The sequence below is a fragment of the Pseudobacter ginsenosidimutans genome, from assembly GCF_007970185.1.
Lineage (GTDB): Bacteria > Bacteroidota > Bacteroidia > Chitinophagales > Chitinophagaceae > Pseudobacter > Pseudobacter ginsenosidimutans.
Map to the genome: position 1 here is coordinate 1,068,600 of NZ_CP042431.1, position 26,944 is coordinate 1,095,543.

Consider the following 26,944-nt stretch of genomic DNA (forward strand, 5'->3'; position numbering starts at 1 on the left):
GTTGTTGCGTGTGCAAAAATAAAAGAAACGATCCACTAAAAATAATTCACATATCCCAAATGTATCTTGGCCTGTCTCATGTTGAATTTCGTATCATCCCGCTTTCCTACTGCATAGGAAATATTGAAAATGCCTGCTTTCGTTTCGAATGCCATGCCAATGCCGGTTCCCAAAAATGTATTGTTGACCTTGATGTTCCTGCTGTCTGACCTGGCCCATCCAAAATCAATAAACGCAAAAAGAAAAGAATTCTGTCCCAACAGATACCGGTATTCTGAGGTTCCTACCGCATATGATGATGCGTAAATGCTTTCTTCATCAAAACCACGCAACAATTTATAGCCACCGATCTGGAACAGCTCATTCCGGAAGATATCCGGGCTCTGGAACCAGCCACCGTTGAAGGCCATTTTCAGCGTGCTCACTCTCGTAAGCTTGAAATATTGCGAGGCCACAGCTTTCACGCGGAACTGGTATGAGTTCAACTGGAATGTATCGTAGAGGGAATTGTAATCGAATTCAGGATTACCCTGGTCTTTCAGTTTTACGATCACGTTGTTCTTACGGATCTTCTTGGTACCCGCGGAAGCGCTGATGAAGAGATCGGTCCCTTTTCGCGGATTGAAACGGTAATCGGTATTGTACCATTCATAGTTCACGCCAAGGTTAACGGCACTTACATCGGCTTCAGGTGGTAATCTTTTTTCACTCTTCACCACATTGGTGTCTACAGTCAACAGGTTGCTGCGCGTATTCTGGATGAACACAGATCCTGTATTACCGGTAGATACTGCATATTGCGCCCCCACAAGAAAACTGATATTGATGAAAGATGAATCTTTTTTGAAGAGATCGAAAGCCGCATTCATACCAAATGGAGAATTGAAAAGATAGGGCTGTTGAAAGGCGAGGTTGAGCCTGGGCGATTTCGGTTGTATCTGTTGCCAGTTAAGGCCGATAAGCTCCCCTCCTCCCAATGCATTTTTAAGATTCACGGTAGCTTCCCCGGTCACCAGTAACTTGCTGCTTTGTGCCGTGCCGCTATTATTGTTATCAGGAAGAAGACCGATCAGCACGTTCACCTGGCTGCTCTTTCTCGGTTTCAGGTATACGTTGAGGATAGAACCTTCGCCCATCAGGGTGAGGTCCCATGGACGCTCCTCTTCCACAAATGGCAGTTCCCGCAATCGCTGACTGATCAGCTGCAGTTTCTTTTTCTGGTACAGGCTGCCATTCATGATACCCAGATAATGCTGGAGGTAATTGGCGGAAAGATTGGCCTTGCCATTGTTGCGGATGCTGTCGATCTTGTACATGGGACCTTTCTCCACGCGCAGCCTGGCAGAGAATTCCTCTCCCTGTAAACCGATACTGTCAAGCAGTACTTTCGCAAATGGATAGCCGCTGTTCTCCAGGTGATCGAGGATTTTGTCCTGCAGCTCCTGCACTTTCAGCATATCTATCCGTTTGTACTCATAATCCTTCCTGTTCCATGCCACGGCATCGAGGATGCGTTTATCGATGGAGTCTGTATTAAGATAAGCCCAGCGGAGCGCAGCTCCTACATAGAGTTCGATGGTTGCTTCGGTTGAGTCATAACGTTCACTATCAACCGAAACAACAGGAAATCCTCTCTGTTGCAGGATGGTGGGGATCTTTCGCACGTACTCTTCGCAGTTATGCCGGTCTTTGAAATTGCTTTGCAGTCTCAGGCTGTCTTTGATAAAGGTTGAGTCCCGGTCTACAGGAATGATATGCAGCGCATATTGTGCGCCTGCGGCCATGGGCCAGGCGAAAAGCAGGAACAATATCGTTTGTAAACGGAGTTTTTTCACTTAATGCTTTGTCAGCTACCTTTGAACTGTAATATTCGCTAAAATATCCGTAACAACATGGCAGGCATCTACATACATATTCCTTTTTGCAGGCAGGCCTGTCATTATTGCAACTTCCATTTTTCCACCAGCAGGGGATTGGAAAACGAATTCCTGAACAGTTTATTGGCTGAGATCCCGCTACAGCAGGGATTTCTGGCGGGTGAAACGGTGGAAACGGTCTACTTCGGTGGTGGTACTCCTTCCTTGTTGGATGCAGAAAGCCTCAACATGATCCTTAGGGCGCTGCGCGAAAATTTTTCCATCCATCCCAACGCTGAATTTACGCTGGAAGCCAATCCGGATGATATCAACCGCGTCAGCCTTCAATCCTGGAAAGATGCCGGCATCAACCGCCTGAGCATCGGCATCCAGAGTTTTTATGAAGAAGATCTTCGATGGATGAACCGTGCACATACCGCAACGCAGGCGATCGATAATCTCAAGCTGGCATTGGAATTCTTTCCCAATATCACCATCGATCTCATCTATGGCAGCCCCGGCCTTACGGATGAAAAATGGGCTTCCAATGTACAAAGGGTGATCGAAATGGGCATCCCGCATATCTCCTGTTATGCACTCACAGTGGAACCGAAGACTGCTCTGGAAAGCATGATCCGCACACACAAACGCGAACCGGTGGTTCCTGAAGACCAGGCCCGGCAATTCATTCAGCTGATGGAATGGTTGAAGGCTGCCGGTTATGATCATTACGAAATTTCCAATTTCGCCCTGCCTGGCAAGCGCAGCAAACACAACAGCGCGTACTGGGAAGGCAAAAAATATCTCGGGCTCGGGCCTTCGGCACATTCCTATGATGGCGCCAACCGGCAATGGAATATCGCCAACAATGCCCTTTATATCCAGGCATTGAAAAATGGAACTGTTCCATTCGAACAGGAAACGCTCACGCCAGTGCAAAGATTGAATGAATATATCATGACCTCCCTCCGAACTATGGAAGGAATGAGCCTTGAAATTGTAAAAAGACTGAGTGATGCCAGCACAGCTTCACAGCTACGTAAATTCAGTGAAAGATTGATCCGCGAAGGATTGATGAATGAAGTTGATGATCATCTGATCTTAACCCAACAGGGCAAACTCTTTGCGGATGGCATTGCTGCCGATCTGTTCAGGGACGAACCGGAGTAGCAGAGTGTTGCCAGTGACTCGCAGGGATGCGGGCAACCAGGAACACCAAAAACAAAAACGGCCCACAAACCTGTGGACCGCTTTCTATAAATTAACACAAACATTCCTTAGTGATGCTGATGCCTTCTTCTCAGGTGTTTCACCAGTTCAGCAATACTGAGTATCCCGACCATGATCAGGATGCCTGCAACACCGAATGATTGAAAAGATAATGGCATAATACCCTTTTTACAAATTAGACGAGTTCTTGTTCAATTTGTTTGTATCCAACCGAAGGTTTAACATTTTCCCAAAGGATCCTGTAAATCGATTCTGCAATCGGCATCTCTGCACCTACAGTTTTGTTGATCAGGTGAATGGATTTGGCAGCATTGTAACCCTCCGCCACCATGTTCATTTCAAGTTGTGCTGAACGAACAGAATATCCTTTCCCGATCATATTACCAAAGGTACGATTCCTGCTGAACAATGAGTAGCAGGTTACCAGCAGATCGCCGAGATATACAGAAGCGGCGTAGTTGGGTGTTTTACGGTGCGTAACCGGGTCCTGGCCTTCGTGTACGCCCACTTCAATTCGCTGGATACCTACTTTTTTGAGGAACACGGCCATTTCATCGGCACAATTCGCGATCAGTACGCTTAAGAAATTATCGCCATATTCAAGTCCGTGCGCAATACCTGCGCCCAGTGCGTAGATATTTTTCAGGATCGCTGCATACTGTACGCCTACCACATCGGTATTCACTACAGTATTCAGATATTCCGTATGGAACCTGGCTGCGATCTTTTCGGTTATCACTGCATCTGTTCCTGAGAAAGTGAGATAGCTCAGTTTTTCAGCCGCCACTTCTTCTGCATGGCAGGGGCCCATGATGGTGTAATAATTTGAAATATCAACGTTGAATTCCTGCGCCAGGTAATCGTTCAACAACAAATTGCTTTGTGGGATGATGCCTTTCACGGCAGAGATCACTTTTTTGCCTTCGAATGCATTCTTAGGCAAAGGCTCCAGTGTATCGATGATATAAGCCGATGGTACGGCAATAACGATGTATTCGTTTTCTGAAACAACTTTGTTTACATCCGTGCTGAGGTCTACCAGGTCTGCATCAAAATAGGCGCTGCTCAGGTAAGACGGATTATGACGGCGGTGTTTGATATGAGTTACGATATGCTCAGAGCGCACCCACCAGCCAATCGGGTTCTTATTGTCTGTAAGTATTTTGGCAAGTGCAGTAGCCCAGCTTCCGCTTCCGATGATTCCCAATCGCATGAATCAATTATTTGCCGCAAATGTAAGTAAATGACTGCTTACTTCTTTGCTTCAAACAACTTATCAGCCGGTACCACTTTTACCTTGGTTCCCGTTTTCAGGATCTTGCTCACCACATTGTATGGTGCTGTAATCACGGAGTCGCCTGCTTTCAGGCCGGAAAGGATCTCGATATGGTTCATGTCCTGGATGCCTGTTGTCACTTTTACTTTCTTTACTGAATTGTCTTTTTGCAGTACGTATACCACTTCATCCAGATCGCTGGTAAGACCGGCTTTCACAGTTTCCTGGAGACCTTCTTCATCTTTCTTGTCTTCTTTTTTATCGTTCGCCACATCATCGCTGCCTTTTTTGCGCGTGGTTACTGCATTGATAGCAGCAGAGATCACATTGTTCTTGGTTGTGGTCTGAATATCGGCGCTGGCGTTCATTCCCGGGCGGAAAGGGAAGCGGGATCCATTGGCGGTGAGGTCGCCATAAGAATCGGCCAGGAGGCGGATATGCACTTTGTAGTTGGTAACGTCGTTGCTGGTAGCGGTGGTGGTGGTTGATGCTGCAGTGGTATTACTGCTGGCGATCTTGGTAACAAGTCCTTTGAATTTTCGGTTGGTGTAGGCATCCACTTCCACGAGGGCGGAGTCTCCGAGTTTCACTTTTGGGATATCGTTCTCACTCACGTCTACCTGTACTTCAATCACGCTCATGTCTGCGATGCGCATCATTTCAGTACCGGCCATCATACCGGCGCCCACTACGCGCTCGCCTCTCTTCACGCTCATAAGAGAAATAACGCCATCACGGGGAGCAACAACCGCAGTACGGCCGAGGTCCTTATCAGCTTTGGCCAGGTTAGCCTGTGCGCCCTGGATGCTGGCTTCTCCCCTCTTCACGTTCTGGAGGGCTGCATTGTAATTCGCCTGTGCGGAACGCAGGCTGTTTTCTGCCTGTTCGAATTCTGAAGCAGAGATCACTTTCTCCGCCACCAGTTGCTTTTGACGGTCGTAAGCGCGCTGAGCCAGTTCCACAGCGGATCTCAGGCCAGGCAATTGTGCGCGTGTATTTTCAACGTTGGCGCGCTCCATATCAACGGAAGCGGCTGCCTGATTGCGTTGTGTAGAATAGATATCTGCGTAAATCCGTGCCAGTACGGCTCCCTTACGAACACTGTCGCCTTCTTCATAGTTCAGTTCCACAATCTCACCGGAAATGTCCGGGCTCACTTTCACTTCAGTTTCGGGATACACTTTTCCACTCGCGTTCACAGATTCGATGATGGTCCTCGCCTCCACTTTTTCTACAGCCACTTTAAGGCCTTCATCTTTTTTGAAAACGCTGCTCAATGCGAGCAATGCAATGATCACGATGATCCCGATAATGATTATCCACAAGGTTTTCTTCTTCATGATTGTAACTGTTTGGTTGGGGGCCGGCGAGCCATTGCTGTTAACCGGCAGTTGCGAATTATAATTTGATGCCCTGGCCTTTATAGAACTCGAGCACTTTCAGTTTGAATACATAATCATACTGAGCAGTGAGCTTGTCTATTTTGGCTTTGAACAGATTATTCTGATTGGTCAGCAGATCGATAGTATTAAGCAATCCGATATTGTACCGTTTGGTGGCGAAGTCGAACGCTTTCTGCGATGTTTCTACTGATTTGTTGCCTGCAATGTATTTCTGGAAAGAAGCAGTGGCTTCAGTATATGCTTTGTATATGTCCTGCTTCAACGTTTGATTGTCCAGCTCCTGTTGCAGTTCGGTATTACGCAGATCCAGCTTTGCCCTGTTGTGCTGTGTGCGCAGCTGGCCCTGGTTAAAGATGGGAATGGCAAGAGACAATCCGATGGACTGCCCAAAGGCCTTGTCCAATTGCTGAAAAAATCCCGGGTTCCTGATCATATTTAACTCTCCTGCAAACGGAGCAAAAACCTTGTAGGTCTGATTGGCGATCTTTACAGAAGCGCTTGAGTCGATACCAGCGTAAGGAATTTTTCCATAAGGTTCCAGGTAATTATTATTATAGGCTGTGCCCATTCTGGCGTAAGCGGAAAGGGCTGGCATCATGGCGCCGCGTGTGGCCGCTACATTTTTGTTGGCTGCCTCCACACGCAACTGATTCACTCTTTGCAGCGGCATGTTTGCCATAGCGAGTTGAAACACTGCTTCAGGCTGAAGTTCTGATAGCGGCTCAACAGGTATCAACTCTACTGGCGGTGCTGCAATATCGAAAGGCTGCGCAGCATCCAGATTCAACAGTGCCTGCATTTGTAACAATGACACAGCAGCGGTTTGCTGTGTGCCCACCAGCGTGGCGCTGTCGCGGGCCAGCTGTGCTTCCAGTTCAGCAGCATTCAGTTCGGGAACAGAACCTGCGATCACCAGTTTCCTTGTGTTCTCCAATTGCGCAAGCGTGAGTTTCACCTGCAGCTCACTGGCGCTCACCTGCTCTTTATTCAGGAGAGCCTGCAGATATGCCGCAGCCACATTGAGAGAGATATCATTCTTTACTTTGTCGATATTCGTTTTGGAGGCTTCCGCTTCCAGCCGGTTAGCTGCAATGGTATTTTTGATGCGGAACCAGTTGAACAAGGTAACAGAACTGGAAAGACTGAAAGAGCCTGCAACGTTGGTTTCGTTCACAGCGCTGAAGTCGGCAGGGTTCTGTGTGCGTCCGTTATTCAAACCAAGGCTACCATCAAAACCAAGAGTAGGAATTTGTTGAAGCCTGGACTGGTTCAGGTTGAGAGCAGCAATGCGTGCCTGCACATCGGCTTGTTTCACTGAAATATTATTGGCCAGTGCATACTCCACGGATCTTTTGAGGTCCCACTTATCCTGGCTGAAAGAAACTGATACGAGGCAAATTTGCAAACAAACAGTCAGAAATAGTTTCCATTTCTTCATAGAACAAATGTAATTGTAATGAGAGGCCGGGGCCTGTTATTTGATAAGCGGTCGGGGAGTTGGTAACTGCCAAATTACAAGCTACGGTTCAAAGTGCGAAAAAAATTACTGTTAAACCATTTTAGCAAAAGCCTGTTCCAGATCGGTCTTCAGGTATTCCGCATCTTCCAGCCCGAAATAAAAACGGAGCATCCGGTGCTCCGGATCGGAAGCATCGAAGGCTTCGGGTTGAAGGGACGCGCAACGCGGGATCACCAGGCTTTCGTGACCTCCCCAGCTCACTGCCATGAGAATATGTCGCAGCGATTCCGAGAAGGTTACAATCTCTTCCATATTTTTTGCGTGCACTACAATGGTCACCAGTCCGCAGGCGCCGCTCATCTGCCTTTGGGCGAGTTCATATTGAGGAAAGGAGGGGTCGAGGGGAAAGATCACCTGTTCCACTTTGGAATGCTGCTTCAGCCAGTCAACCATTATCCGCGTAGTGGTTGAAATCCTGTCGAGCCTTGCTGGCAGCGTGCGTAAGCCTCTCAGTAACAACCAGGCATTGAATGGAGAAATGCCATTACCTGCATTCTGCATAGCATTATTGAATACATGGTTCATCATGGTCTGCGTGCCGGTAAGCACGCCCGCAACCACATCGCTGTGGCCGCCGATATATTTGGTGGCCGACTGCAGGCTCATATCGATCCCATGATCCAGCGGACGCTGGAATAACGGTGTACAATAGCTGTTATCACAAATTGTTATAATACCTTCTGCCCTCGCCAGATCCGCCACTGCGCGGAGGTCCTGCAATACAAAATCCCAGCTGTTCGGTGATTCCAGGTAAATGATCTTTGTAGAAGGAAGGATGGCCCGCTCAAATGCTTCGATCTCCCTGCCATCCACATACGTTGTTGCCACACCGAAACGCGGTAGCACCTCATCGAATAATTTCTTGGCCCAGCCGTAAGGACGGTTCACAGAAACTATATGGTCACCACTCTGCACATTAGCAAAAACCGAAGCGAAGATGGCGGATGACCCACTATTGAACACCAGGCATTCTTCCGCATTGTCCAGCGCCGCCAGTTTCTTCCGCAGGATATTGACGGTAGGGTTCATCCCTTTACTGTAGATCAGGTTATTGAACTCATCTTCAAAAGCCCGTCGCATATCCGCCACCGTTTTGAAAGCGAAATTGCTGGTCTGGTAAATGGGAGGAGCAACAGCATTGAAATATTCTTCCCTGTCTTCTCCCAGTTCATTGAGGATATAAGAAATGTCTGGTGGTAGCATGATGTTTGGTTTGATCAGGCATTTTCCTGTTTGGGCCGTTTGCGCATCAGGAAATACAAGACCATAAAAGTAAGTAATACCCCTATGCCGATGCCTGCTGTTTTCGGTTTGTCAATCGCGATGCTGATACCCACAAAGGTATAAGCAAGAATAAAGATGATGGGCAGTAAGGGGTATAGCTTCATGCTGTAGATGCCGGTACCGTCCAGGTGTTTGGTTCTTTTCCTCAGTTTGAAGATGGCGCCGGCAGACATGGCCATGCCGAAGCAGTCCAGGAAGATGGTAAAGCTGAGAATTTCGTTGAACGTTTTGGCGAAGAAGAGCACCACGATGCAGGTGGCCGCAAACACAGTGAGCGAAGTGAGCAGCACTTCTTTCTTTGCAGTTTGTTTTTTAAAGATGGGTGGGAGCACACCATCATCGCTCATGGCATACATCACGCGTGGATTACTCATCAGCAGCACATTCACGTAAGCGAGTACGGAAAGAAAGAGCAGTCCGGAGAACACTGTTGAGCCTGTAGGACCAAACATCTTCTCTGCCACTACCGATGCAATCTCATTGGTGGTTTTGAGTTGTTCAAAACCGATCAGTTTGTAGTAGCTGAAATTCACTGCCAGGTAAAGGACAATGATGGTAGCGATGCCGATGAAGATCCCTTTCGGCACATTGCGCGACGCGTTCTTCACTTCATGTCCGAAATTAATACTCTGCTGATAACCTCCATAGGTAAACGAAATTGCCACCAGGCACAATCCGAAAGACCGGATGGAATCGCCCCAGGAATGTTCCGCAACAGGAGCTGCTACCGGCGCCGGTTCCACGTAGAGATCGGGAAAGCAGAGCGCAGCGATCAGCAGCAATACCATACTGATCTTGATCAGCATCAGTACATTCTGCGTGCGCGAGCTCATCTTCAATCCCATGAGATTGACGCCATAGAAGATCACGATGGCAATGATGGCGATGATCACTTTGGTGGTGTCCGTAGCAGGCTGATTGAACAGCACGCGGCTGATGTATCCTGATCCGATCAGGGCTACAGCCGACAGTGATGCAGCATTGCTCACCAGGATGATGCAATTGATGGAGAAGGCCAGTGAAGGATGGTACGCATAAGAGAATATCTTATAATAACCACCGGTCACAGGATGCCTTGAACCGATCTCGGCATAGGTAAGGGCTCCGCACAATGCTACCAATCCCCCCACAATCCATCCCGCAAAGAAAATACCTGGTGTGAGTGCATCTTTGGCGGAATCAGTGGCCGCGCGAAAGATGCCCATGCCAATCACCAGGCCGATCACGATCATGGTCAGATCGAATAAACCAAGTTTGGAAGACTTCATGTTTGGAAGATAAAAAATATTTGCCGTTCATTTTAACGTAAATTCGGGTTATCCTTTCCAATATGAAACATGTTGTTACAGCTCTGATCCTCGGGTGCTCCATTTCTTATGTTACAGCACAGACGGGCACCCCGCAAGATTCCGCAAAAACATTACAGGAGGTGGAGGTGCGTGCATACGGACAAAACCGTCAGCTTAAGGAAGCCGGAATGGCCGTGAGTGTGATCACGCCCGCTCAATTGGAGCGTTACAATAACATGAGCATCCTCCCTGCCATCAATGCCACGCCAGGCGTGCGTATGGAGGAAAGATCCCCCGGCAGTTACCGCCTGAATATCCGCGGCAGCAGCCTCCGCTCGCCCTTTGGCGTGCGTAACGTAAAAGTATACTGGAATGGCATTCCATTCACTGATCCTGGCGGAAGTACTTACCTCAACCAATTCAGTTTTTACAATATCAGGCAGGTGGAGATCGTTCGCGGACCGGCCAGCAGCTTGTATGGCGCTGGCACCGGCGGTGCTGTGCTATTGAACAGTAGAACCAATGATTTCAAAGCCGGTGCTGAGATCGGCTACGGAGGCGGCAGCTTCGGCATGTTCAATCTCAATGCACAAATCAGAACCGGCGATTCAGACCGTAACAATATTTTCAATTATTCCCGCCAATCGGGTGATGGTTACCGTGATCATACCAGTTTCAGGAGAGATATGGCCAGTTGGGAATCGCAGTTCAAATTCAATGATCGGCAAAGTTTACAAACTTCCGTCCTCTATGGCGATCTCTATTACCAGACACCCGGCGGACTCACCAAGGCAGAGTACCTCGCCAATCCACGCGGGGCGCGGCCCGCAGCCGGTATGTTCCCCGGCGCTGATCAGGCAAATGCCAGCATCCGTCAGCAGACATTCCTCGCCGGTATCACACATAACTATGCATTCAGTGAGGCCCTTGAAAACACTACTACTGTGTACGGCGCGTTCAGTATGCTGAAGAATCCCACTTTCAGGAATTATGAAAAAAGATCAGAGCCGCATTTCGGTGGCCGGTCGGTTTTCACCTGGCGTGCAGCCATCAGTGACGCAACCCGTCTCACTATTCTCGCCGGAGCAGAAGCGCAACGCGGTTTCTTCAACACCAAAACATTCGCCAATAATGGCGGCAGCCCCGCTGCATTGCAAACCGATGATGAGATCAACAACTGGCTCTATTCAGTATTTGCGCAGGCAGAACTGCAATTCAAAACTGGTACCACTATCCAGGCAGGCGTAAGCAGCAATAAATCCAGCATCAGTATCCAACGTTTATCCTCACCCGATTTACCTCTACAAAAGAGAACCTATAATAATGAATGGGCGCCCCGTGTGGCCGTTTCGCAGAAGCTGATCCCGCAGTTACTCCTGTATGCGAGTGTGAGTCAGGGCTTCTCTCCCCCTACTTCACAGGAAGTATTGCCCAGCACCACCGAGATCAATACAAGCCTCAATGCCGAACATGGCGTGAACTACGAAGCAGGTGTGAAAAGCAATTGGTTCAATAACGCATTGTATGTTGAAGTGAATGCCTTCCGCTACCAATTGCAGGAAGCGATCGTTCAGCGAAGGGATGGCAGCGGCGCAGACTATTTCGAGAATGCAGGCAGCACCAGGCAGGAAGGTATCGAATCACAGGCACGATATCTTTTCGTTCCTAATAAACCTGGCTTTCTCTCCAATGTTCAACTCTGGGCCAGTCATACCTGGTACTTCTTCCGTTATCGTAATTTCAAACAGTTGAATACCGATCTGAAAGGAAAAGACCTACCCGGGGTTTCTCCACATACAGTAGCTGCGGGACTTGATGTAAATACAAAGCCAGGCCTCTATACCAATATCACCTTCTTCTACAGTGATCCCGTTGCGCTGAATGACGCCAATACGGATCATGCAGGCTCCTATCAACTCACCGGCGCCAGGGCCGGATGGCGCAAAGCTTTTAACGCACATATCAGTTTTGACCTCTATGCCGGGGTGGACAATCTCTTCAACACAGAGTATAGCCTGGGCAATGATGTGAATGCTGCCGGTGGCCGCTATTTCAACACTGCGCCGGGAGTAAATTACTTCGGCGGGCTTACACTTCGCTACGATTGGTAATAGAAAGTACTGCCCGCCATCACTCGCCCCGGGAGGCGGGCGACTGACCACACTCAAATAACACCCGTTAGTAAATAGTTTTTGTCCGGTGTTTCCACAGGAGTACATTTGCTGCCGTAATTGGTTTCCCGGATCCGCAAGGTCCCGGGATTAAAAGGGAAACCGGTGTAATTCCGGTGCTATCCCCGTAGCTGTAAGTTGCAGATGCAGTATCAGATCCCACTGCATCATTGTTCAATCTTCATACCACTATCTTTTTTCGATGGGAAGGTGTTGAACAGGTAACGAGCCAGAAGACCTGCCAGTTATGTTTCAATCACATCAACGAGCTTTCGGGTGAAAAGCCGGGATGAAATGAGCGCCTCATCGCGCTGCCTCACATTTCATTTCTGTAATGAATTTCCGAAGGCTCATAGTAAACTAACTATGAGCATGAACAAAAAACTTCTCTCCCTTGCCGCATTGCTGGCTGCGATGTATGCCAATGCGCAGGACTCCACTTCCGGAAAACAACTGGATGAAGTGGTGGTAACAGCTTCCAAGTACGAACGCAAAGCATCTGAAACAGGAAAAGTGATCACCGTTCTGGACAGAACTGTCCTGGACCGCAGCACCGGTAAAGACCTCGCCCAACTGCTCACCGAGCAAACAGGTATGGTAGTGAACGGCGCTACCAGCAATCCCGGAAAAGACAAATCGATCTTCTTCCGCGGCGCCACATCCAACTACACAGTGATCCTCATCAATGGAATTCCACTGGCCGATCCTTCCGGAACCGGCGGAGCATTTGATCTGCGCCTGATCCCTATCGATCAGATCGAAAGGATCGAGATCCTTAAAGGAGCTCAGTCTACACTCTACGGCCCCAACGCAGTTGCCGGTGTGATCAATATCATCACCCGCAAAGGCACCAAAGGAAAACCTGCCGAAGTATACGGCAGTTATGCCATGGGCAGCTACAATACCATCAAGGCCGATGCCGGAATGGGTGGAGGAAATGATAAACTCCGTTACAATATCGGATTCACCCATTTTGAAACGAAAGGTATCTCCGAAGCGCTGGACACGGCTGCTGTAAAGACTTTCGACAAAGATGGCTACATGCAGAAATCCGTGAACGTGAACCTCGATGGAGAGATCATCGAGAACCTTCGCGTAAAACCATTCTTCCGTTATGCCGCCATCGGCGGTGATTTCGATGGAGGCTCCTTCTTCGATTCAAAGACCAACAACTACGAAAGCAAACTCATCACGGCCGGTACCCAGGTGAATTACAAATTCAAAAAAGGACAGGTAACCGCCCAATACCAGTTCGATGATGTAGACAGGATCTCCGGCGGTTTCGCCTACAGGGGCAAGGCACAACTGGCTGAAGCATTCGCGCAATATGATCTACATGATAAAGTACAGGTTTTGGCTGGCTTCGATGCACGCATTCAGCAACTGCTGGATACCACTATCGAAAACAAGAACCCGGACATTACCATTCTCAGCCCCTATCTCTCCGTTTTCTTGAAAGACCTCAACGGCTTTTACCTGGAAGCAGGTGCTCGACTCAATAACCACAGTGAATTCGGCAATCATTTCACCTACAGCATCAATCCTTCTTATCTCATCAATAAGAACGTGAAAGTATTTGCGAATCTCGCTTCAGCTTTCAGAGCCCCCAGCCTGAACGAGCTCTATGGCCTTTGGGGCAGCAACCCTGAACTGAAGCCGGAAAAATCCTACACCTGGGAACTCGGTACACAGGCATCACTCATCAACAATGTGCTGGAAGCACGTGTTGTGTATTTCAACAGGCATATCAACGATGTGATCACCTGGATCAACAACCGAAATGAGAACCTGAACGAACAAAAAGACCAGGGCCTCGAGATCGAACCATCGATCAATATCACCAAAGACCTCAACATCAAAATGTATTACAGTTATGTTGATGGCAAAGTAACTACCACTGAAAACGGAAAAGACAGCACTTATTACAACCTGGTGCGGAGGCCCAAACATGCTTTCGGCGCAACCATCGGTTACCAGGTGACAAAGAACCTGTTCGTGAGCACCAATGTGTACACATATGGCAAACGTTATGATCTGGCCTTCGGACCTCCTCCCACTTATGCCCAGGTGATGGAGCCACTGAACAGCTACACAATCTGGAATGCCTATGCAGAATACAAACTACTGAACAACCGTATCCGTATATTTGCTGATGTGAAAAATATCACCGACGCCCAATACCAGGAGGTATTGGGTTATGGTACACTCGGCACCAATTTCATTGCCGGTGTGGCTGTCAGGTTATAAACTTTAAAACAGAACTTCCATGTCATTGAAACAATTCAATCCTCGCAACACAGTACTGTTCGCCTTTATGGTAGTGGTTGCACTGATGAGGATATTCCTCAGTGCTGAAGCGCCCATGAATCCCATCGCCACTTTCACTCCGCTCGGAGCAATGGCTTTATTTGGTGGGACCTATTTCAACAACAGGGCCAAATCTGTGCTCTTCCCTGTACTGACACTCTGGATGAGTGATATCATCCTCAACCGTTTTGTTTATTACAATGAGTGGAGATTCTTTTATGAAGGTTTCTACTGGACTTATATCTCTTATGCGCTGATGGCTGTAGCCGCTAAATTCATCATCCGCAAAGTGACTGTAAGCAATATCATCATTGCTTCACTGGCCGGCACCCTGATCCACTGGATCGGCACCAGCCCCGGTTGCTTCATGATTGAGAACAGCATGTACCCCAAAACATGGGCGGGTTATTTTACCAGCCTCGTGGCAGCCATTCCCTATGAAAGGAATTTCCTGATCGGTACATTGGTGTACAGTGGCGTCCTTTTCGGAGGTTTTGAACTGCTGCAACGCAGGTACAGTGCATTGCGACCAGCACATTGATCAACACATTCAATACAGCAACATGACAGCCTGCTCCTTTCTTCCCGCCGCCACGCAGATGATCTACGATATGCAATTGCAACACCTGTTGCAGGGCATCACGTTTGAATGTCCGCCACAGGCGCTGGCTGAAAAAAGAAAAGTGGTCCGTTGTGTGCTGGAAGGCAGGCAATACAGCAGTATCGAGATCGACAGGATCTTTTCTGCATCCAAAGCCCAGGGCAAAAGCCTCTACTATGTGGATGAAGCCGCCCTGGCGGAGATCGCACCGGATGTGATCTTCACGCAGGATGTATGTGAGGTCTGCCAGATCGATACTGCCTGTACCGCTGCCGCAGTGGCTAACCTGAACAAACAACCGAACCTGGTGGCGCTCACACCAAACAATCTCCAGGATGTTTTTCAAACAGCCATTACAATTGCATCCGCTTTGGGCGCTGAAGAAGCTGCCTATCCTTATCTCGCCAAACTGCAACAACGCATAGACAATATCATCGATACTCTACGCGCACACCGCGCCGCTCCAAAGCGCGTGATGATCATGGAATGGATCGAACCCGTATACAACTGCGGTCACTGGATCCCCTTTCAAGTGGCTTATGCAGGAGGGATCGATATGCTTTCCAATCCGGCGGGAGACAGCATCGTTACACCCTGGGAAAAGATCCTCCGCTATGATCCCGAAGTGCTGGTGATCGCTCCATGTGGTTTTGATGTAAAGAGAAGTAGTGAAGAATTACATCTCCTTACACAAAAGCCCGGTTGGGAAAATCTTACAGCCGTGAAAGAACAGGCTGTTCATATCGCCGACTACGATCTCTTCACTCAGCCCAGCGCCGGTACCCTGGTGGATGGTATCGAGATCCTGGCCGCCTGCTTTCATCCTCAATTCTTTTCCGTTCCCGGTCAGCTTCGTCATAAAACTGCATCACTCTTTCAAACCGGTAAAGCCTATGTGCAAGCATGAAGCAAAAAAATGCCCGCGCTGTGAAGCAGGCTTCGAATGCAAAGTGGGCGATGTAACCCATTGCCAGTGCTACGGCATTACTCTCGATCAGGAAGAAAGAGCATTCCTGGAAGCCCGTTATGGTGATTGCCTCTGCCGTAACTGTTTGCTGGAACTGAAACAGAAAGATGTTTTCTTCAGGGAAAAACACGCCTGGCATGACAACCGGTAACCGCATCATCTACATCACCGGCGGGGTCCGCAGCGGCAAGAGCCGTTACGCCCAGGAAATAGCGCTGGCCCTCAGCTATAATCCCATCTATCTCGCTACTGCCCGGACCTGGGACGAAGACTTCAAAGAACGCATCCAACGCCATCAACAGGACCGCGATGATCGCTGGACCAACCTCGAAGAAGAAAAACATTTCGCTTCCCTTCCCCTCGATAACCGCGTGGTGGTGATCGACTGCGTTACGCTCTGGCTCACCAATTTTTTTACAGACATGAAGGGCGATATCCATCAGTGTTTATCTGCTGTTGAACAGGAAATCCAATTGCTCAAACAGCGTCCCGGTGTTTTCATTATCATCTCCAATGAGATCGGGATGGGCATGCATGCAGATACTGAAGTGGGAAGAAAGTTCGCCGACCTGCAGGGATGGGCCAACCAGCTCATTGCAAAGCAGGCCGACGAAGCCATTTTCATGGTATCAGGAAGGCCAATAAAATTTTGATTTTTCGCAGCAATTGATCCGTAATATTGCAAGTCTATTTACAAAACCCATGAGCCAGCCCGTGCACAGTCCTGTACAGCATTCTGTAAAGCAGTCATTCATGAACTGGAGTGGCGGCAAGGATTCTGCGCTCTGTCTTCATCGTATCAAACAAGATCCCAACTATCATATCAATGCGCTGCTCACCAGTGTGAATGCTGTTCATGATCGTGTGAGCATGCATGGCGTTCGTCGCAGACTGCTGGAAGCACAGGCCGCTTCATTGAACTATCCACTGCATACACTGGAATTACCTGAGATGCCCGGCATGATGGAATATGAAAGCATCATGACCAGTCAGCTGAATGCTTTCAAAAGCCTCGGCTACACCCACTCCGTTTTCGGCGATATTTTCCTGGAAGACCTTCGCGCTTACCGCGAGATCAAACTGGAAGCAATGGGCCTGCAGGCAGCATTCCCCCTCTGGAATATTCCAACAGAACAACTGATGGAAGAATTCCTGGACCTCGGTTTCAAAGCGATCATCGTTTGCGTGAATGATCGTTATCTCGATAAAAGTTTTTGCGGACGATTGATTGATGGCTCTTTCGTTCGTGATCTTCCACCTGGTGTGGACGTATGCGGAGAGAATGGCGAGTACCATTCCTTTGTATTCGATGGCCCCGTTTTTAATCATCCAGTTACTTTTACGAAAGGCGAGATTGTACGCCGTACCTATGATGCGCCCCGCACTGACACCCTGAACCCCGATTCTATGGATCAGCCATCCTCGTATGGCTTTTATTTTTGCGACCTTTTGCCTTCGGTCTGAACCACCAATTCAAAAACTATGAGTAACCAATTGAACCAGCTCCGGCAGCAATTACAGTTTGCGATCGACAACAAAACCAAACCGCCCGGCTCACTGGGCTTGCTGGAAACCATCGCTCTGCAGGCCGGACTGATACAGCAATCCCTGCGCCCATCCGTGCAGGACCCGCAGATAGTAGTATTTGCCGGAGATCATGGTATTGCGAAAACAGGACTGGTGAATCCATTCCCCCAGGAAGTGACGGCACAGATGGTGATGAATTTCCTGCGCGGAGGCGCCGCCATCAATGTATTCACAAGGCTGCACAATATCGGCCTCACAGTTGTTGATGCCGGCGTGAACAATGAAAACTGGGACGAGCTTTTTGTTTCCGATCACTTCATCAATGCGAAGATCGCGCGTGGCACTGCCAATTACCTGGAAAGCGATGCCATAAGTGAATCCGCTGTAGTAGCCGCTATCGAAGCAGGCCGCTCCATTATTACCAACCTGGCATTGCAGGGTTGCAATACTATCGGATTTGGAGAGATGGGCATTGGCAATACATCTTCAGCCGCATTGATCATGTCTGCCATCACTGGCATTCCTGTTGTGGACTGCGTTGGCAGAGGCACTGGTGTGAATGATGATCAGTTGAAAGTGAAAATTGAAACCCTTCAAAAAGTATTTCAGTTCCACAAGCTGGAACTGTACTCCAAAAATCCCATTTCATTGCTCGGCAAAGTGGGAGGCTATGAGATCGCGATGATGACCGGCGCTTTCCTGGCTGCTGCAGAACATCATATGATCATTGTTGTGGATGGCTTCATCACTACGGCCGCACTGTTGCTGGCCCAGCAAATGGAGCCTGGGGTAAAGGATTATTGTCTGTTTGCACATACCAGCCAGGAGCAGGGCCACGAAGCCATGCTTCGTTACCTTGATGCACAACCGATCCTGCACCTCAGCATGCGCCTTGGCGAAGGAACCGGCGCAGCTTTAGCCATTCCCCTGATCCGCAGCGCAGTGGCCTTTCTCAATGAAATGGCCAGCTTCGACACAGCCGGCGTGAGCAATTCCACCGAATCAACTACCTCCCGGCCAAAAGCCTGAACATGAAAAAAGAGATCCGCATATTCTTCACCGCTATGATGTTCCTGACGCGGTTGCCAGTGCCACAATACACTGACCATTCGCAGGAGTACCTGGAAAAATCAGCCAAATACTTTCCGCTCATCGGCTGGCTTGTTGCAGGCATCAGCTGGCTCACCTATGTAGTGTTCAGCAAATATATTGGGGAAGACATCGCCATTATCGCTTCCATCATTGCAGGCATCCTTACTACAGGCGCTTTCCATGAAGATGGCTTCGCCGATTGCTGCGATGCTTTCGGTGGCGGCTGGACGAAAGAAAAGATCCTGACCATCATGAAAGATAGTCGCCTCGGCACTTTCGGCGTGATCGGTCTCATCAGCATCTTATCCGTAAAATTCCTGATGCTGAAAGAGATACCGAAGTTCACGCCGGACCTGAGCGCTCCTTCTGTAAATGTTTTTGCGAATTACGGCCAGTTCCTGCTATTGTTGCTGGCTGCGCATGGCGCAAGCAGGCTGATGGGCGTTTACACGATTCGCTTTTACGACTATGTAACCGATATAGATGCGAGCAAGGCAAAACCCATTACCAGCAGGAAACCATCTGCAGGGCTCCTGGCCGTAGCCACCATCTTTGCACTGGCTCCCTTCGCTCTGCTGGATTATCGGTTATCGATTGCTGTTATACCAATGGCATTGACTGCCTGGCAGGCCAATGTCTATTTCAAAAAATGGATCGGAGGCTATACCGGCGACTGCCTGGGCGCCATTCAACAGATCACCGAGATCGTGTTCTATCTTAGTGTGATCATTCTCTGGAGGTATTGGTTATGAGTATTTATCTTATCCGTCATACAGCCCCGTTGATCGAGAAAGGCACCTGTTATGGCCAGGCCGATATCGATATCAAAGACAGCTTCTTTGATGAAGCCGCCATTATCAAAACCGTTATCCCTGTTGAATTCCGTCAGGTGTGGAGCAGCCCCTTGCAGCGCTGCCGGAAACTGGCAGAACACCTTTTCCCCACCTGCCCCATCAACCTGGAACGTAAACTGAAAGAGATCAATTGCGGCGAATGGGAACTGCAGAAATGGGACGATATCCCTTCGCATATCATCGATCCCTGGATGAAGGATTATGTGAATGTTCGCATACCCGGCGGCGAGAATTATATCGATGTATACGATCGCGCAGTAGATTCCTTTCTAAACATTGCATCCGGCGAAACGCCTGTCGCCATTGTAACGCATGGCGGTGTGATACGAAGCATCCTGGCGCATATTACAGGCACTCCCTTGCTGGATTCCTTCAAAGCCTTTGCAATTCATTACGGCTGCGTGATCAGGGTCAGCCGTAATGCCGATGGATTTATTCATGAGGTTTTATCAAATATTCCCACTTCGAAAGAACAGCACAAGCCCAGTCCGAAATGATTGCATTGGATCTCCGCCGAATCATGTATATTGTTACACAAACGAAATACTATGAACTGGTCGGCGGATCATTTGATCACAGTCACTTTCACGCTGTTTGCGGTGATAGATATTTTCGGATCCATTCCTTTATTGATCTCACTGAAGCAGAAGATGGGCGGGATTCATGAGGCTCGCGCCACCATGATCTCCGGAGCATTGATGATCGTTTTTCTATTTGCCGGTGAGAAATTCCTGGGAGTACTGGGATTGGATGTGGGCTCATTTGCCGTAGGCGGCTCGATCGTGATCTTTATTTTAGGACTTGAAATGGTGCTGGGCATCGAATTCTTCAAAGCCGAGGGCGATAGCAAATCTGGTAGCCTGGTTCCCATAGCATTCCCGCTGATAGCGGGTTCCGGCACTTTGACCACTATAATTTCCCTCAATGCGAACTACGACAAATGGGAGATTTTGATCGGGATATTGGCGAATCTGCTGATTGTTTACCTGGTTTTAAGATCATTGAACTATATTGCGAAACTTTTAGGACAGGCAGGATTGTTAGCAGTGAGAAAGTTTTTTGGCGTAATTTTGCTCGCCATTGCCGTAAAGATATTCGCTACGAATGTTGGTGGTCTGATAAAGTAATGATTTGGTCTCGTAGTACAATGGATAGTATGAGAGTTTCCGAAGCTCCAGATCCAGGTTCGATTCCTGGCGAGACCACAGAAAGTAAAAAGTCGAACTGAGAGGTTCGACTTTTGTTTGTTACCTTTTAATATGCATATTCAGCATTGAAAAATTTTACATTATCTGCATTTCCATTAAGACGGCCTTGATTTCTTCATCTTACTCAATTAGAAACAGCAAAAGTTCTATTTATGCCAATTTTTGGGTTATGAACATAAAACACAACCCCAAAACAGCCATTTTCTGGTTACGTATCAGTAATACAACCCCAAAATTGGCAAATTTGAGTTATAAAAAGCTGAGCCGATTTGAGACGAAAAAAGACGCAAAGGAGTACAATGCGAGTCAAACTTTGATCCAGCCGGATAGCAGGATCAGCATACCCCGTTAATCAATTATATTATATTTCGCCGCCATTTTTATCAAAGCAGCTGTATTACTCACATTGAACTTGGCAAGCAAACTTTTACGATGAGTATTTACAGTAGAAACACTCACAAAAAGCTTCTCTGCTATTTCTCCATTGGTAAACCCATCTGCTATCAGCAATAGAACTTCTTTCTCACGGCGACTAACCAATGGAGCGTTATTATTGTTTGTTTCCCGTAAAGACAGTCTTGCTTCATGACTAAGATATTGTTTACCTGCTGTTACAACCTTAATGGCTTCAAGCAATTCTTCCCTGGTTGCGTTTTTTAGCAGATAGCCGGAAGCTCCGTTTTCCATCATATTGCGGATAATGGCCTGCTGGTTAAATGTACTAAGTCCCAACACGTATACGGCAGGATATAATTGATTTACCTCTTTGCAAAGATCAGTTCCGCTCATGTCTGGCAGATTCACATCCATCAATATTATATCCGGCTGCTGTCGCTTCAGAAAAGCCATGCAGGATGCGGCATTGGTAGCATGCCCCATCCATTCGATATCTTTTTCATTTTGAAGTAATGAACGGATACCTTCAATAACCATATAATGATCGTCAACTATGAATATACTTACCTTCATTACATACTGATTTCTATCATTACGGAAGTGCCATTACTGTGAGATGATTGAATATCGGATTTCCCATTCAAAAATTCCACCCGGTTCTGGATGCTGCGCCAGCCCATACCGGCAGCGGATCCCAAACTATTTACATCAAATCCTTTGCCATCATCTTCCACAGTGATCGCCAGTAATTTTTCCTGTCCGGAATAATGCAGCTGCACTAATACATTTTTCGCATGTGCATGTTTGATAACATTGTTTAACAACTCCTGCACAATACGATAAATTGTAACGCCGGAGGTTTGATCAATGTTTACAGCATCCATTCCTACAGATTGATAATTTACATGTATCGCACCACTCCGGTCAATTTCATTACAAAACTCCTTCAAAGCTATGTCCAATCCATATTTCACCAACATTTCAGGCATCATGTTATGGGCCACCCTGCGCATTTCCCTGATGGAACTGTCCAACATATCCATACTGCGCTCAAATGCCAGAGCATTATCAGGAGTCATCAATAAATTTTCTTTCATATTGCTTAAAGAAAATTTTATTCCACTTAACATTCCACCGAGTCCGTCATGTAAATCCTTTGCAAGCCTGGTTCGCTCCTGTTCTTCACCTTTTAAGACTGCTTCAGTAGCGGATAATTTATTTTCTGTTTCCAATTCTACAATACGCTGCTGCTGCAGCTTTTTACGATGGGCGTGATTCCTGTAGGCCAATAGCAGGATGATCAATAAAGATGCTGAACCAGCGATCAGAAAATAATTAAGTGCGTTTTTTTGTTTTATCTGGGATTGCTGGAGCTTTATTTGAGATTCTTTTTTTTCGGTTTCGTATCTTTTTTCAAGGATTAATATCTTTTGTTGCACCTCCATCCCTCTCAACCTGTCTTCAATTATTTGCAGGCTATCCAAAATTCTTTCAGCACCAACAATATCTTTCTGTGCATATAGAATTGAAGATAATACGCGCAAACTTTCCAAATGCTCGTGGGTCATAGTCAGACTATCCGCCAATTTCAAAGAATTCAGAATATAAGTTTTGGCCAATGGCAGATCATCTTTTAACAGATAGTGTAATGCCATAGCTCTTTCCGCAATTATTTCTCCTTCCGCATCATCAGTCACTTTACTTAAAGCTAATGCCTTTTCGGCATAAGGCTTCTGCTTGTCTGCATCGTACTGGTGAAAATAGATATTGGCTATACCCAACAATGAGGAAAGCTCCAGTCCCTGGAACTGAATGCGGTTGGCTATTTGTAAAGCTTCATGATAACAGGCTAATGCAGAATCATCAAAACGTTTGTTCTGATAACTATTGGCAACATTTAATAAAGCACGTCCGAGATCCATACTATCACCTGATTTTCTCAACTCTTTCAAGGCTGCTTTGCCATATTGCAATGCATAGTCATGACGGCCGGTTTTCTGATAGATCAGTTGTATCATCTCATTTATACGTGCAAGCAGGTAAGTATCCTGAATAGCTTCAATGTTTTTTGTCGCTTCCTGATAATAATACACCGCACTATCATAATCCCCGATATAATTAAAACTGTTACCTACATTTCCGTAAGTTTTTCCGATCAATTTTTTATCCCTCGTAGTGAACGACAGCTGTAATGCCTGTTTGTTTAGAAACAATGCACTATCAAACTCCTCTTTCTGATTGAGAATTCCTGTATAGTTGGAGTAAAACTTGATCAAGCCCAATGTATAGTTTAGTTTTTCACTAAGCCTTTTTGCCTGAAGGTAATATTGGGCAGCTGTATTGATATCTTGTAGTTGTAGTTCATACTCGTTACCTATTTGTATAAGCAATAGCACTTTCCCCGTATCCTCTTTTCTTTCCTGCATCAACTTCAACAGGCTATCCCTTATTGTAGCATCCTGTGCAGTACACAACAAACCCAATAGTGTGGAATAAAGTATCAGCAATAATTTCTTCATGTACTAAAATACACTTTTTTACTATCGCAAAGAAAGGCAGTAAGTTGGCTGCTTCCCCTCACCTTTTTAAATGATTTTTCCTGGCATCGCTTGAAAAATCATCTTTTTGAACGATTGCCCGCCCTGGGCTGTCATCATAGTTTTGTTCAGCAGATCCGACACTCAACCACTAAGACAATAATTTATCAAAGATGAAAAAGACAACGAATATCTTATCTCTTATTTTGCTTTCAGCGGCTTTTGCCATTACCTCCTGCAAAAAAGATAGTGACACCACAACTCCCAAGCCGCCGCCTGACACTACATTAAAGATCAGCTCCCTCTCTTCAACTTCATTGCACTATGGAGATACTATTGCAATCAACGGTAATAATTTTTCTCCAACACCTGCCAATAATATAGTTACGATCAATAATGTAGCGGCTACTGTTTTTTCAGCTACAATTACACAACTTAAAGTAATTGTTCCTGCTGTAGGAAACTCCACCGGTGAAGTGAAAATAATTGTTGGCAGCCAAACTGCCAGCGGTGGAGAAATTACTTATTCACCCGATGTATTTGTGGCAGGCGGGCAATATAACCCTGCTCATAATGTAGCCACCCTGTGGAAAAATGGAACGGCTGTTAGCATCAGTACAGAAGAATCTGCTTTGACTTCCATATTTCTAAATGGCAATGATATCTATGTAGCAGGTGTGGAAAGGATCAATAATCTCTCATTAGCCAATTACTGGAAAAACGGGAATAAGGTTACGCTGGGCACAGGAGAATCTGTTGCAAACGGCATTGCTGTCAATGGCAATGATGTATATGTTGGTGGTGCGGAAATTGTGAACGGATTTGATCTTCCCCGTTACTGGAAAAATGGAACAGGAACAACTGTTACTGTCAATGACCCGATCATATCACAAATTGTTTCCGGAAACGGCGCCTGCACGGGTGTTTATATAAATGCCGGCAATGTTATTACAGTTGGCAGCTATCGGAATTCTCAGGGAAGGTTTTCACCCTGGGAATGCAAAAACGGGATAATTCCTGCTAATACAATTCCCAATAACGACAAGCATTGCTTTGCCAACGCTGTTTTTGTATCAGGCGCTGATGTATATGAAGCTGGCAGTCAGAACAATCCAACCACAGGTTTGGCAATGGCTTCCATCTGGAAAAACGGAACTGCAACAACACTAACCTCCGGTACAGTTTCGGTAGGTGTGGCCACCGCTGTATTTGTTGTTGGGAACGACATATATGTAGCAGGCTACGAGCAGGAAGACTATTATGGGGGCGGCAGTCAGTTTGCCAAGTATTGGAAAAACGGAGTACCTGTAAAATTATCCAATGTTTCTTCAGGCGCCACTGGCATCACAGTTTTTGGCAACGACGTATACGTATCCGGCTGGGAGCACAACGGAACCTACATCGTGAGCAAATACTGGAAAAATGGAGTTGCCGTCAACCTGGGAAAAAGCATTCTTACTTCAACGGGTAGTGCTATTGCAGTTCGATAAACTTAATCATCATGAACAAACTCCTTTTAACCTCCCTATTCCTCTTATCCTTATCTGCATCATTTGCTCAAAAAAACGATTTCGACATTGTTAGTTACGCAATCCCTTCGGATTACGAATTAATAAAGAACAACAGCGTGATTACTTACTTTAAGGAAGATAAGAGTACCGGCGCTTACTGCAACATTTTCATTTATGCACTCATAGACGGGAAAGGTGATATACAGAAGGATTTTGATTATTCCTGGGATAACCTCGTGCAAAAGCCTTTCAAGTTTTCCAGTAATGCAAACCTGCAACCGGTAGCAACGCTAAAAGGCTGGAAGTTTTTGATGGGCTCTGCAAAATATTCAGATAATGGAATAGCTACCCTGGCCATGCTCTTTACTTTCAGTGGAGAGAGTTCTATGCAAAGTATTTGCATCCTTTCAAACGCAGACAGGTATAAAGCAGATATTGAAAATTTCATCGCCTCTGTAAATCTTAACAGGGAAGCAGGCATCATAAACGCAAACATGTCTTCATCGAAATCTCCCGGTAGCGATATAGCTCCAGCTCTGCAACAAACAACTACCAGTCCATTAAACGATAAAAGTCCGAAGCCCGAAGTATGGATGAAGAGCAGGTTTGAATACGATATGATGAAACGAATGTCGGAAACAAAGTATGAGTGGATAGCCATTTATCCCGATGAAAAATTCTACCCTTATATGCCTTCAGAAGGCTATGCTGGATTTTACAATAAGAACAAGGACTGGGGAAGCGCAAAATGGAATGGGAACAGGTTAAATGTGGCAGCTCAAAATACCAGCTACTATTTCGATAAAAAATCAGCTTCCACTATGCAAAGCAAGTTCGACAGTAAACCTAACTTTTATAAATGCAAGCCCGTAAATGGCTTGCGCATTGAAGGAGCTTACACACAATATGCAAGCCTTATACCTTCTTCAACGAATGAGCCGCAATACCTGATATGGTTTTACAAAGATGGCAGATTTGACGACAGAGGCATCTCTGTGGTCGATCTCAAAAATCCCAATGCTTTTGCGAGTGATGCTCCCGGAAAGGGAAAATATACCATTGAGACCTTCAGTATCTTTTTACGATATGATGATGGTAGAATAAAACAGTTGGGTTTCTCAGGGTTTTTAGACAAAGATCCCGCTACCGTTACCGATGCCTATTTCATTGGACGTCATTTATATTACCGGAAGGATAAAGGACATAACAGCAACCTCAATAAAATAAATTACTAAACGAAAGTCCTGAAACTATTTATCATCCTGCTTTTACCGTAAACAGCAAAAATCCTCCTTTTAAAGGATTGAAACGGCTGCTTCATTCAGATACTTTTACCCGACAAATCTTTTTCAGATGAAAAAAATATCTTCTCTTGTTTTGTTCAGCCTATTGGTAATAGCTGCTTTTTCTCAAAAGCCTTCCAAAGAGCAAATGGAGGCAGATAGAAAAAAGTTTGACGAAGCACAAAAAAAACTGGAAGCACAAAAAGCTGCAATGAGTCCCGAAGCCAGAAAAGCTTTTGAAGATATGATGGAAAAAATGGGCGCTAATACAGCAATGCAGAATGCTAAGCAGGGCCTGGATAACAATGGCGGTCCCATGTTACGAAACACAGACCCCAATATCGTCCCCGATAAAATATCTGCATTGAAAGTTGCAACCACACCTCAAACCAAATCCCAGCTTACCGCTTACCTGTCTACCATATTTGCCGAAACTGACAAACTGATAAAACCTGAAAACAAAGCTTCCGTAAAAAACCTGATGAACCGCGCTGACAAAACAGGCAAGTATGCAATGGTATTTTGGGCAAACAATGAATTGGACAAAGCGCTTTTCCTCTTATTGAATGCCTGTATCTCCAATGCGGATGACATGGTTTCACTCAATAACCTTGCAAGCCTGCTCACCATTTC

22 protein-coding genes, 1 tRNA gene and 1 riboswitch are annotated in these 26,944 nt (G+C 46.6%); of the genes, 15 read left to right on the top strand and 8 right to left on the bottom strand.

What is annotated here, in order from left to right; all coding sequences use genetic code 11:
- Positions 1–35: 35 nt before the first annotated feature.
- Positions 36–1,835: a BamA/TamA family outer membrane protein gene (locus FSB84_RS04210; RefSeq protein ID WP_130542754.1), complete on the bottom strand. Its 1,800-nt coding sequence runs from the start codon at positions 1,833–1,835 to the stop codon at positions 36–38.
- Between the two features lie 57 nt (positions 1,836–1,892).
- Here FSB84_RS04210 and hemW point away from each other — a divergent pair, with 57 nt between their 5' ends.
- Entirely contained in the window at positions 1,893–3,026 is a 1,134-nt protein-coding gene (gene hemW / locus FSB84_RS04215; protein ID WP_130542753.1) for a radical SAM family heme chaperone HemW, read from the top strand.
- 235 nt (positions 3,027–3,261) lie between these two features.
- Here the strand turns inward: hemW and FSB84_RS04220 are convergent, their stop codons facing one another.
- The 5 genes from FSB84_RS04220 to FSB84_RS04240 form a co-directional block, all read right to left on the bottom strand.
- Positions 3,262–4,299 (bottom strand): NAD(P)H-dependent glycerol-3-phosphate dehydrogenase, encoded by a 1,038-nt coding sequence (locus FSB84_RS04220; protein WP_130542752.1) that lies wholly within the window; start codon positions 4,297–4,299, stop codon positions 3,262–3,264.
- Between the two features lie 38 nt (positions 4,300–4,337).
- Positions 4,338–5,702 carry an efflux RND transporter periplasmic adaptor subunit gene (locus FSB84_RS04225; RefSeq protein ID WP_130542751.1) on the bottom strand — a complete coding sequence of 455 codons (1,365 nt, stop codon included), beginning with the start codon at positions 5,700–5,702 and terminating at the stop codon, positions 4,338–4,340.
- 58 nt (positions 5,703–5,760) lie between these two features.
- Positions 5,761–7,203 carry a TolC family protein gene (locus FSB84_RS04230; RefSeq protein ID WP_130542750.1) on the bottom strand — a complete coding sequence of 481 codons (1,443 nt, stop codon included), beginning with the start codon at positions 7,201–7,203 and terminating at the stop codon, positions 5,761–5,763.
- A 111-nt stretch (positions 7,204–7,314) separates the two neighbouring features.
- A complete protein-coding gene (locus tag FSB84_RS04235; RefSeq protein ID WP_130542749.1) occupies positions 7,315–8,487 on the bottom strand; it encodes a trans-sulfuration enzyme family protein in 1,173 nt (390 codons plus the stop codon).
- 14 nt (positions 8,488–8,501) lie between these two features.
- Positions 8,502–9,836, bottom strand: a complete 1,335-nt coding sequence (locus FSB84_RS04240; protein WP_130542748.1) for an APC family permease — start codon at positions 9,834–9,836, stop codon at positions 8,502–8,504.
- Between the two features lie 62 nt (positions 9,837–9,898).
- On the opposite strand from FSB84_RS04240, the gene FSB84_RS04245 reads away from it, so the two are divergent.
- The 12 genes from FSB84_RS04245 (at position 9,899) to FSB84_RS04300 (ending at position 20,581) form a co-directional block, all read left to right on the top strand.
- Positions 9,899–11,968, top strand: a complete 2,070-nt coding sequence (locus tag FSB84_RS04245) for a TonB-dependent receptor (RefSeq protein ID WP_130542747.1) — start codon at positions 9,899–9,901, stop codon at positions 11,966–11,968.
- Positions 11,969–12,072: 104 nt separating this feature from the next.
- Positions 12,073–12,288, top strand: a riboswitch (cobalamin riboswitch).
- Positions 12,289–12,400: 112 nt separating this feature from the next.
- Positions 12,401–14,275, top strand: coding sequence for a TonB-dependent receptor plug domain-containing protein (locus FSB84_RS04250; RefSeq protein ID WP_158643770.1), 1,875 nt, complete (start codon positions 12,401–12,403; stop codon positions 14,273–14,275).
- 19 nt (positions 14,276–14,294) lie between these two features.
- The gene (locus FSB84_RS04255; RefSeq protein ID WP_130542745.1) at positions 14,295–14,876 is read left to right on the top strand and encodes a DUF6580 family putative transport protein; all 582 of its coding nucleotides are present in this window, start codon (positions 14,295–14,297) and stop codon (positions 14,874–14,876) included.
- A gap of 22 nt (positions 14,877–14,898) precedes the next feature.
- The gene (locus FSB84_RS04260; RefSeq protein ID WP_130542744.1) at positions 14,899–15,843 is read left to right on the top strand and encodes an ABC transporter substrate-binding protein; all 945 of its coding nucleotides are present in this window, start codon (positions 14,899–14,901) and stop codon (positions 15,841–15,843) included.
- The gene (locus FSB84_RS04265; protein WP_130542743.1) at positions 15,830–16,054 is read left to right on the top strand and encodes a cysteine-rich CWC family protein; all 225 of its coding nucleotides are present in this window, start codon (positions 15,830–15,832) and stop codon (positions 16,052–16,054) included. The genes FSB84_RS04260 and FSB84_RS04265 overlap by 14 nt, the downstream gene beginning before the upstream one ends.
- Positions 16,041–16,556 carry a bifunctional adenosylcobinamide kinase/adenosylcobinamide-phosphate guanylyltransferase gene (locus FSB84_RS04270; protein WP_130542742.1) on the top strand — a complete coding sequence of 172 codons (516 nt, stop codon included), beginning with the start codon at positions 16,041–16,043 and terminating at the stop codon, positions 16,554–16,556. Before FSB84_RS04265 ends, FSB84_RS04270 begins: the two co-directional genes overlap by 14 nt.
- A gap of 49 nt (positions 16,557–16,605) precedes the next feature.
- Positions 16,606–17,367: an adenine nucleotide alpha hydrolase gene (locus FSB84_RS04275; protein WP_225979976.1), complete on the top strand. Its 762-nt coding sequence runs from the start codon at positions 16,606–16,608 to the stop codon at positions 17,365–17,367.
- An 18-nt stretch (positions 17,368–17,385) separates the two neighbouring features.
- On the top strand, positions 17,386–18,459 hold the full coding sequence (gene cobT / locus FSB84_RS04280; RefSeq protein ID WP_130542741.1) for a nicotinate-nucleotide--dimethylbenzimidazole phosphoribosyltransferase: 1,074 nt from the start codon (positions 17,386–17,388) through the stop codon (positions 18,457–18,459).
- 2 nt (positions 18,460–18,461) lie between these two features.
- Positions 18,462–19,274: an adenosylcobinamide-GDP ribazoletransferase gene (locus tag FSB84_RS04285; protein WP_130542740.1), complete on the top strand. Its 813-nt coding sequence runs from the start codon at positions 18,462–18,464 to the stop codon at positions 19,272–19,274.
- Positions 19,271–19,873, top strand: a complete 603-nt coding sequence (gene cobC, locus FSB84_RS04290) for an alpha-ribazole phosphatase family protein (protein ID WP_130542739.1) — start codon at positions 19,271–19,273, stop codon at positions 19,871–19,873. The genes FSB84_RS04285 and cobC overlap by 4 nt, the downstream gene beginning before the upstream one ends.
- Positions 19,874–19,924: 51 nt before the next feature.
- Positions 19,925–20,503 (top strand): MarC family protein, encoded by a 579-nt coding sequence (locus tag FSB84_RS04295; RefSeq protein WP_130542738.1) that lies wholly within the window; start codon positions 19,925–19,927, stop codon positions 20,501–20,503.
- Positions 20,504–20,509: 6 nt separating this feature from the next.
- Positions 20,510–20,581 (top strand) — tRNA-Arg (locus FSB84_RS04300).
- 351 nt (positions 20,582–20,932) lie between these two features.
- On the opposite strand, the gene FSB84_RS04305 is transcribed toward FSB84_RS04300, so the two are convergent.
- On the bottom strand, positions 20,933–21,553 hold the full coding sequence (locus FSB84_RS04305; RefSeq protein WP_130542737.1) for a response regulator: 621 nt from the start codon (positions 21,551–21,553) through the stop codon (positions 20,933–20,935).
- Positions 21,553–23,499 carry a tetratricopeptide repeat-containing sensor histidine kinase gene (locus FSB84_RS04310; protein ID WP_130542736.1) on the bottom strand — a complete coding sequence of 649 codons (1,947 nt, stop codon included), beginning with the start codon at positions 23,497–23,499 and terminating at the stop codon, positions 21,553–21,555. The genes FSB84_RS04305 and FSB84_RS04310 overlap by 1 nt, the downstream gene beginning before the upstream one ends.
- 191 nt (positions 23,500–23,690) lie before the next feature.
- Between FSB84_RS04310 and FSB84_RS04315 the strand changes: the two genes are divergently transcribed.
- Both FSB84_RS04315 and FSB84_RS04320 read left to right on the top strand, forming a co-directional pair.
- On the top strand, positions 23,691–25,007 hold the full coding sequence (locus FSB84_RS04315; RefSeq protein ID WP_130542735.1) for an IPT/TIG domain-containing protein: 1,317 nt from the start codon (positions 23,691–23,693) through the stop codon (positions 25,005–25,007).
- An 11-nt stretch (positions 25,008–25,018) separates the two neighbouring features.
- Entirely contained in the window at positions 25,019–26,263 is a 1,245-nt protein-coding gene (locus FSB84_RS04320; protein WP_130542734.1) for a hypothetical protein, read from the top strand.
- Positions 26,264–26,944 lie beyond the last annotated feature (681 nt).

Bases quoted from the DNA above. Each gene is read 5' to 3' on its own strand.
- FSB84_RS04310 (WP_130542736.1), bottom strand. From the start codon at position 23,499: ATGAAGAAATTATTGCTGATACTTTATTCCACACTATTGGGTTTGTTG.
- FSB84_RS04295 (WP_130542738.1), top strand. From the start codon at position 19,925: ATGAACTGGTCGGCGGATCATTTGATCACAGTCACTTTCACGCTGTTT.
- FSB84_RS04230 (WP_130542750.1), bottom strand. From the start codon at position 7,203: ATGAAGAAATGGAAACTATTTCTGACTGTTTGTTTGCAAATTTGCCTC.
- cobT (WP_130542741.1), top strand. From the start codon at position 17,386: ATGAGTAACCAATTGAACCAGCTCCGGCAGCAATTACAGTTTGCGATC.
- FSB84_RS04315 (WP_130542735.1), top strand. From the start codon at position 23,691: ATGAAAAAGACAACGAATATCTTATCTCTTATTTTGCTTTCAGCGGCT.
- FSB84_RS04285 (WP_130542740.1), top strand. From the start codon at position 18,462: ATGAAAAAAGAGATCCGCATATTCTTCACCGCTATGATGTTCCTGACG.
- cobC (WP_130542739.1), top strand. From the start codon at position 19,271: ATGAGTATTTATCTTATCCGTCATACAGCCCCGTTGATCGAGAAAGGC.
- FSB84_RS04245 (WP_130542747.1), top strand. From the start codon at position 9,899: ATGAAACATGTTGTTACAGCTCTGATCCTCGGGTGCTCCATTTCTTAT.
- FSB84_RS04250 (WP_158643770.1), top strand. From the start codon at position 12,401: ATGAACAAAAAACTTCTCTCCCTTGCCGCATTGCTGGCTGCGATGTAT.
- FSB84_RS04305 (WP_130542737.1), bottom strand. From the start codon at position 21,553: ATGAAGGTAAGTATATTCATAGTTGACGATCATTATATGGTTATTGAA.
- FSB84_RS04260 (WP_130542744.1), top strand. From the start codon at position 14,899: ATGACAGCCTGCTCCTTTCTTCCCGCCGCCACGCAGATGATCTACGAT.
- FSB84_RS04240 (WP_130542748.1), bottom strand. From the start codon at position 9,836: ATGAAGTCTTCCAAACTTGGTTTATTCGATCTGACCATGATCGTGATC.
- FSB84_RS04270 (WP_130542742.1), top strand. From the start codon at position 16,041: ATGACAACCGGTAACCGCATCATCTACATCACCGGCGGGGTCCGCAGC.
- FSB84_RS04235 (WP_130542749.1), bottom strand. From the start codon at position 8,487: ATGCTACCACCAGACATTTCTTATATCCTCAATGAACTGGGAGAAGAC.
- FSB84_RS04255 (WP_130542745.1), top strand. From the start codon at position 14,295: ATGTCATTGAAACAATTCAATCCTCGCAACACAGTACTGTTCGCCTTT.
- FSB84_RS04220 (WP_130542752.1), bottom strand. From the start codon at position 4,299: ATGCGATTGGGAATCATCGGAAGCGGAAGCTGGGCTACTGCACTTGCC.
- FSB84_RS04265 (WP_130542743.1), top strand. From the start codon at position 15,830: ATGTGCAAGCATGAAGCAAAAAAATGCCCGCGCTGTGAAGCAGGCTTC.
- FSB84_RS04275 (WP_225979976.1), top strand. From the start codon at position 16,606: ATGAGCCAGCCCGTGCACAGTCCTGTACAGCATTCTGTAAAGCAGTCA.
- FSB84_RS04320 (WP_130542734.1), top strand. From the start codon at position 25,019: ATGAACAAACTCCTTTTAACCTCCCTATTCCTCTTATCCTTATCTGCA.
- hemW (WP_130542753.1), top strand. From the start codon at position 1,893: ATGGCAGGCATCTACATACATATTCCTTTTTGCAGGCAGGCCTGTCAT.
- FSB84_RS04225 (WP_130542751.1), bottom strand. From the start codon at position 5,702: ATGAAGAAGAAAACCTTGTGGATAATCATTATCGGGATCATCGTGATC.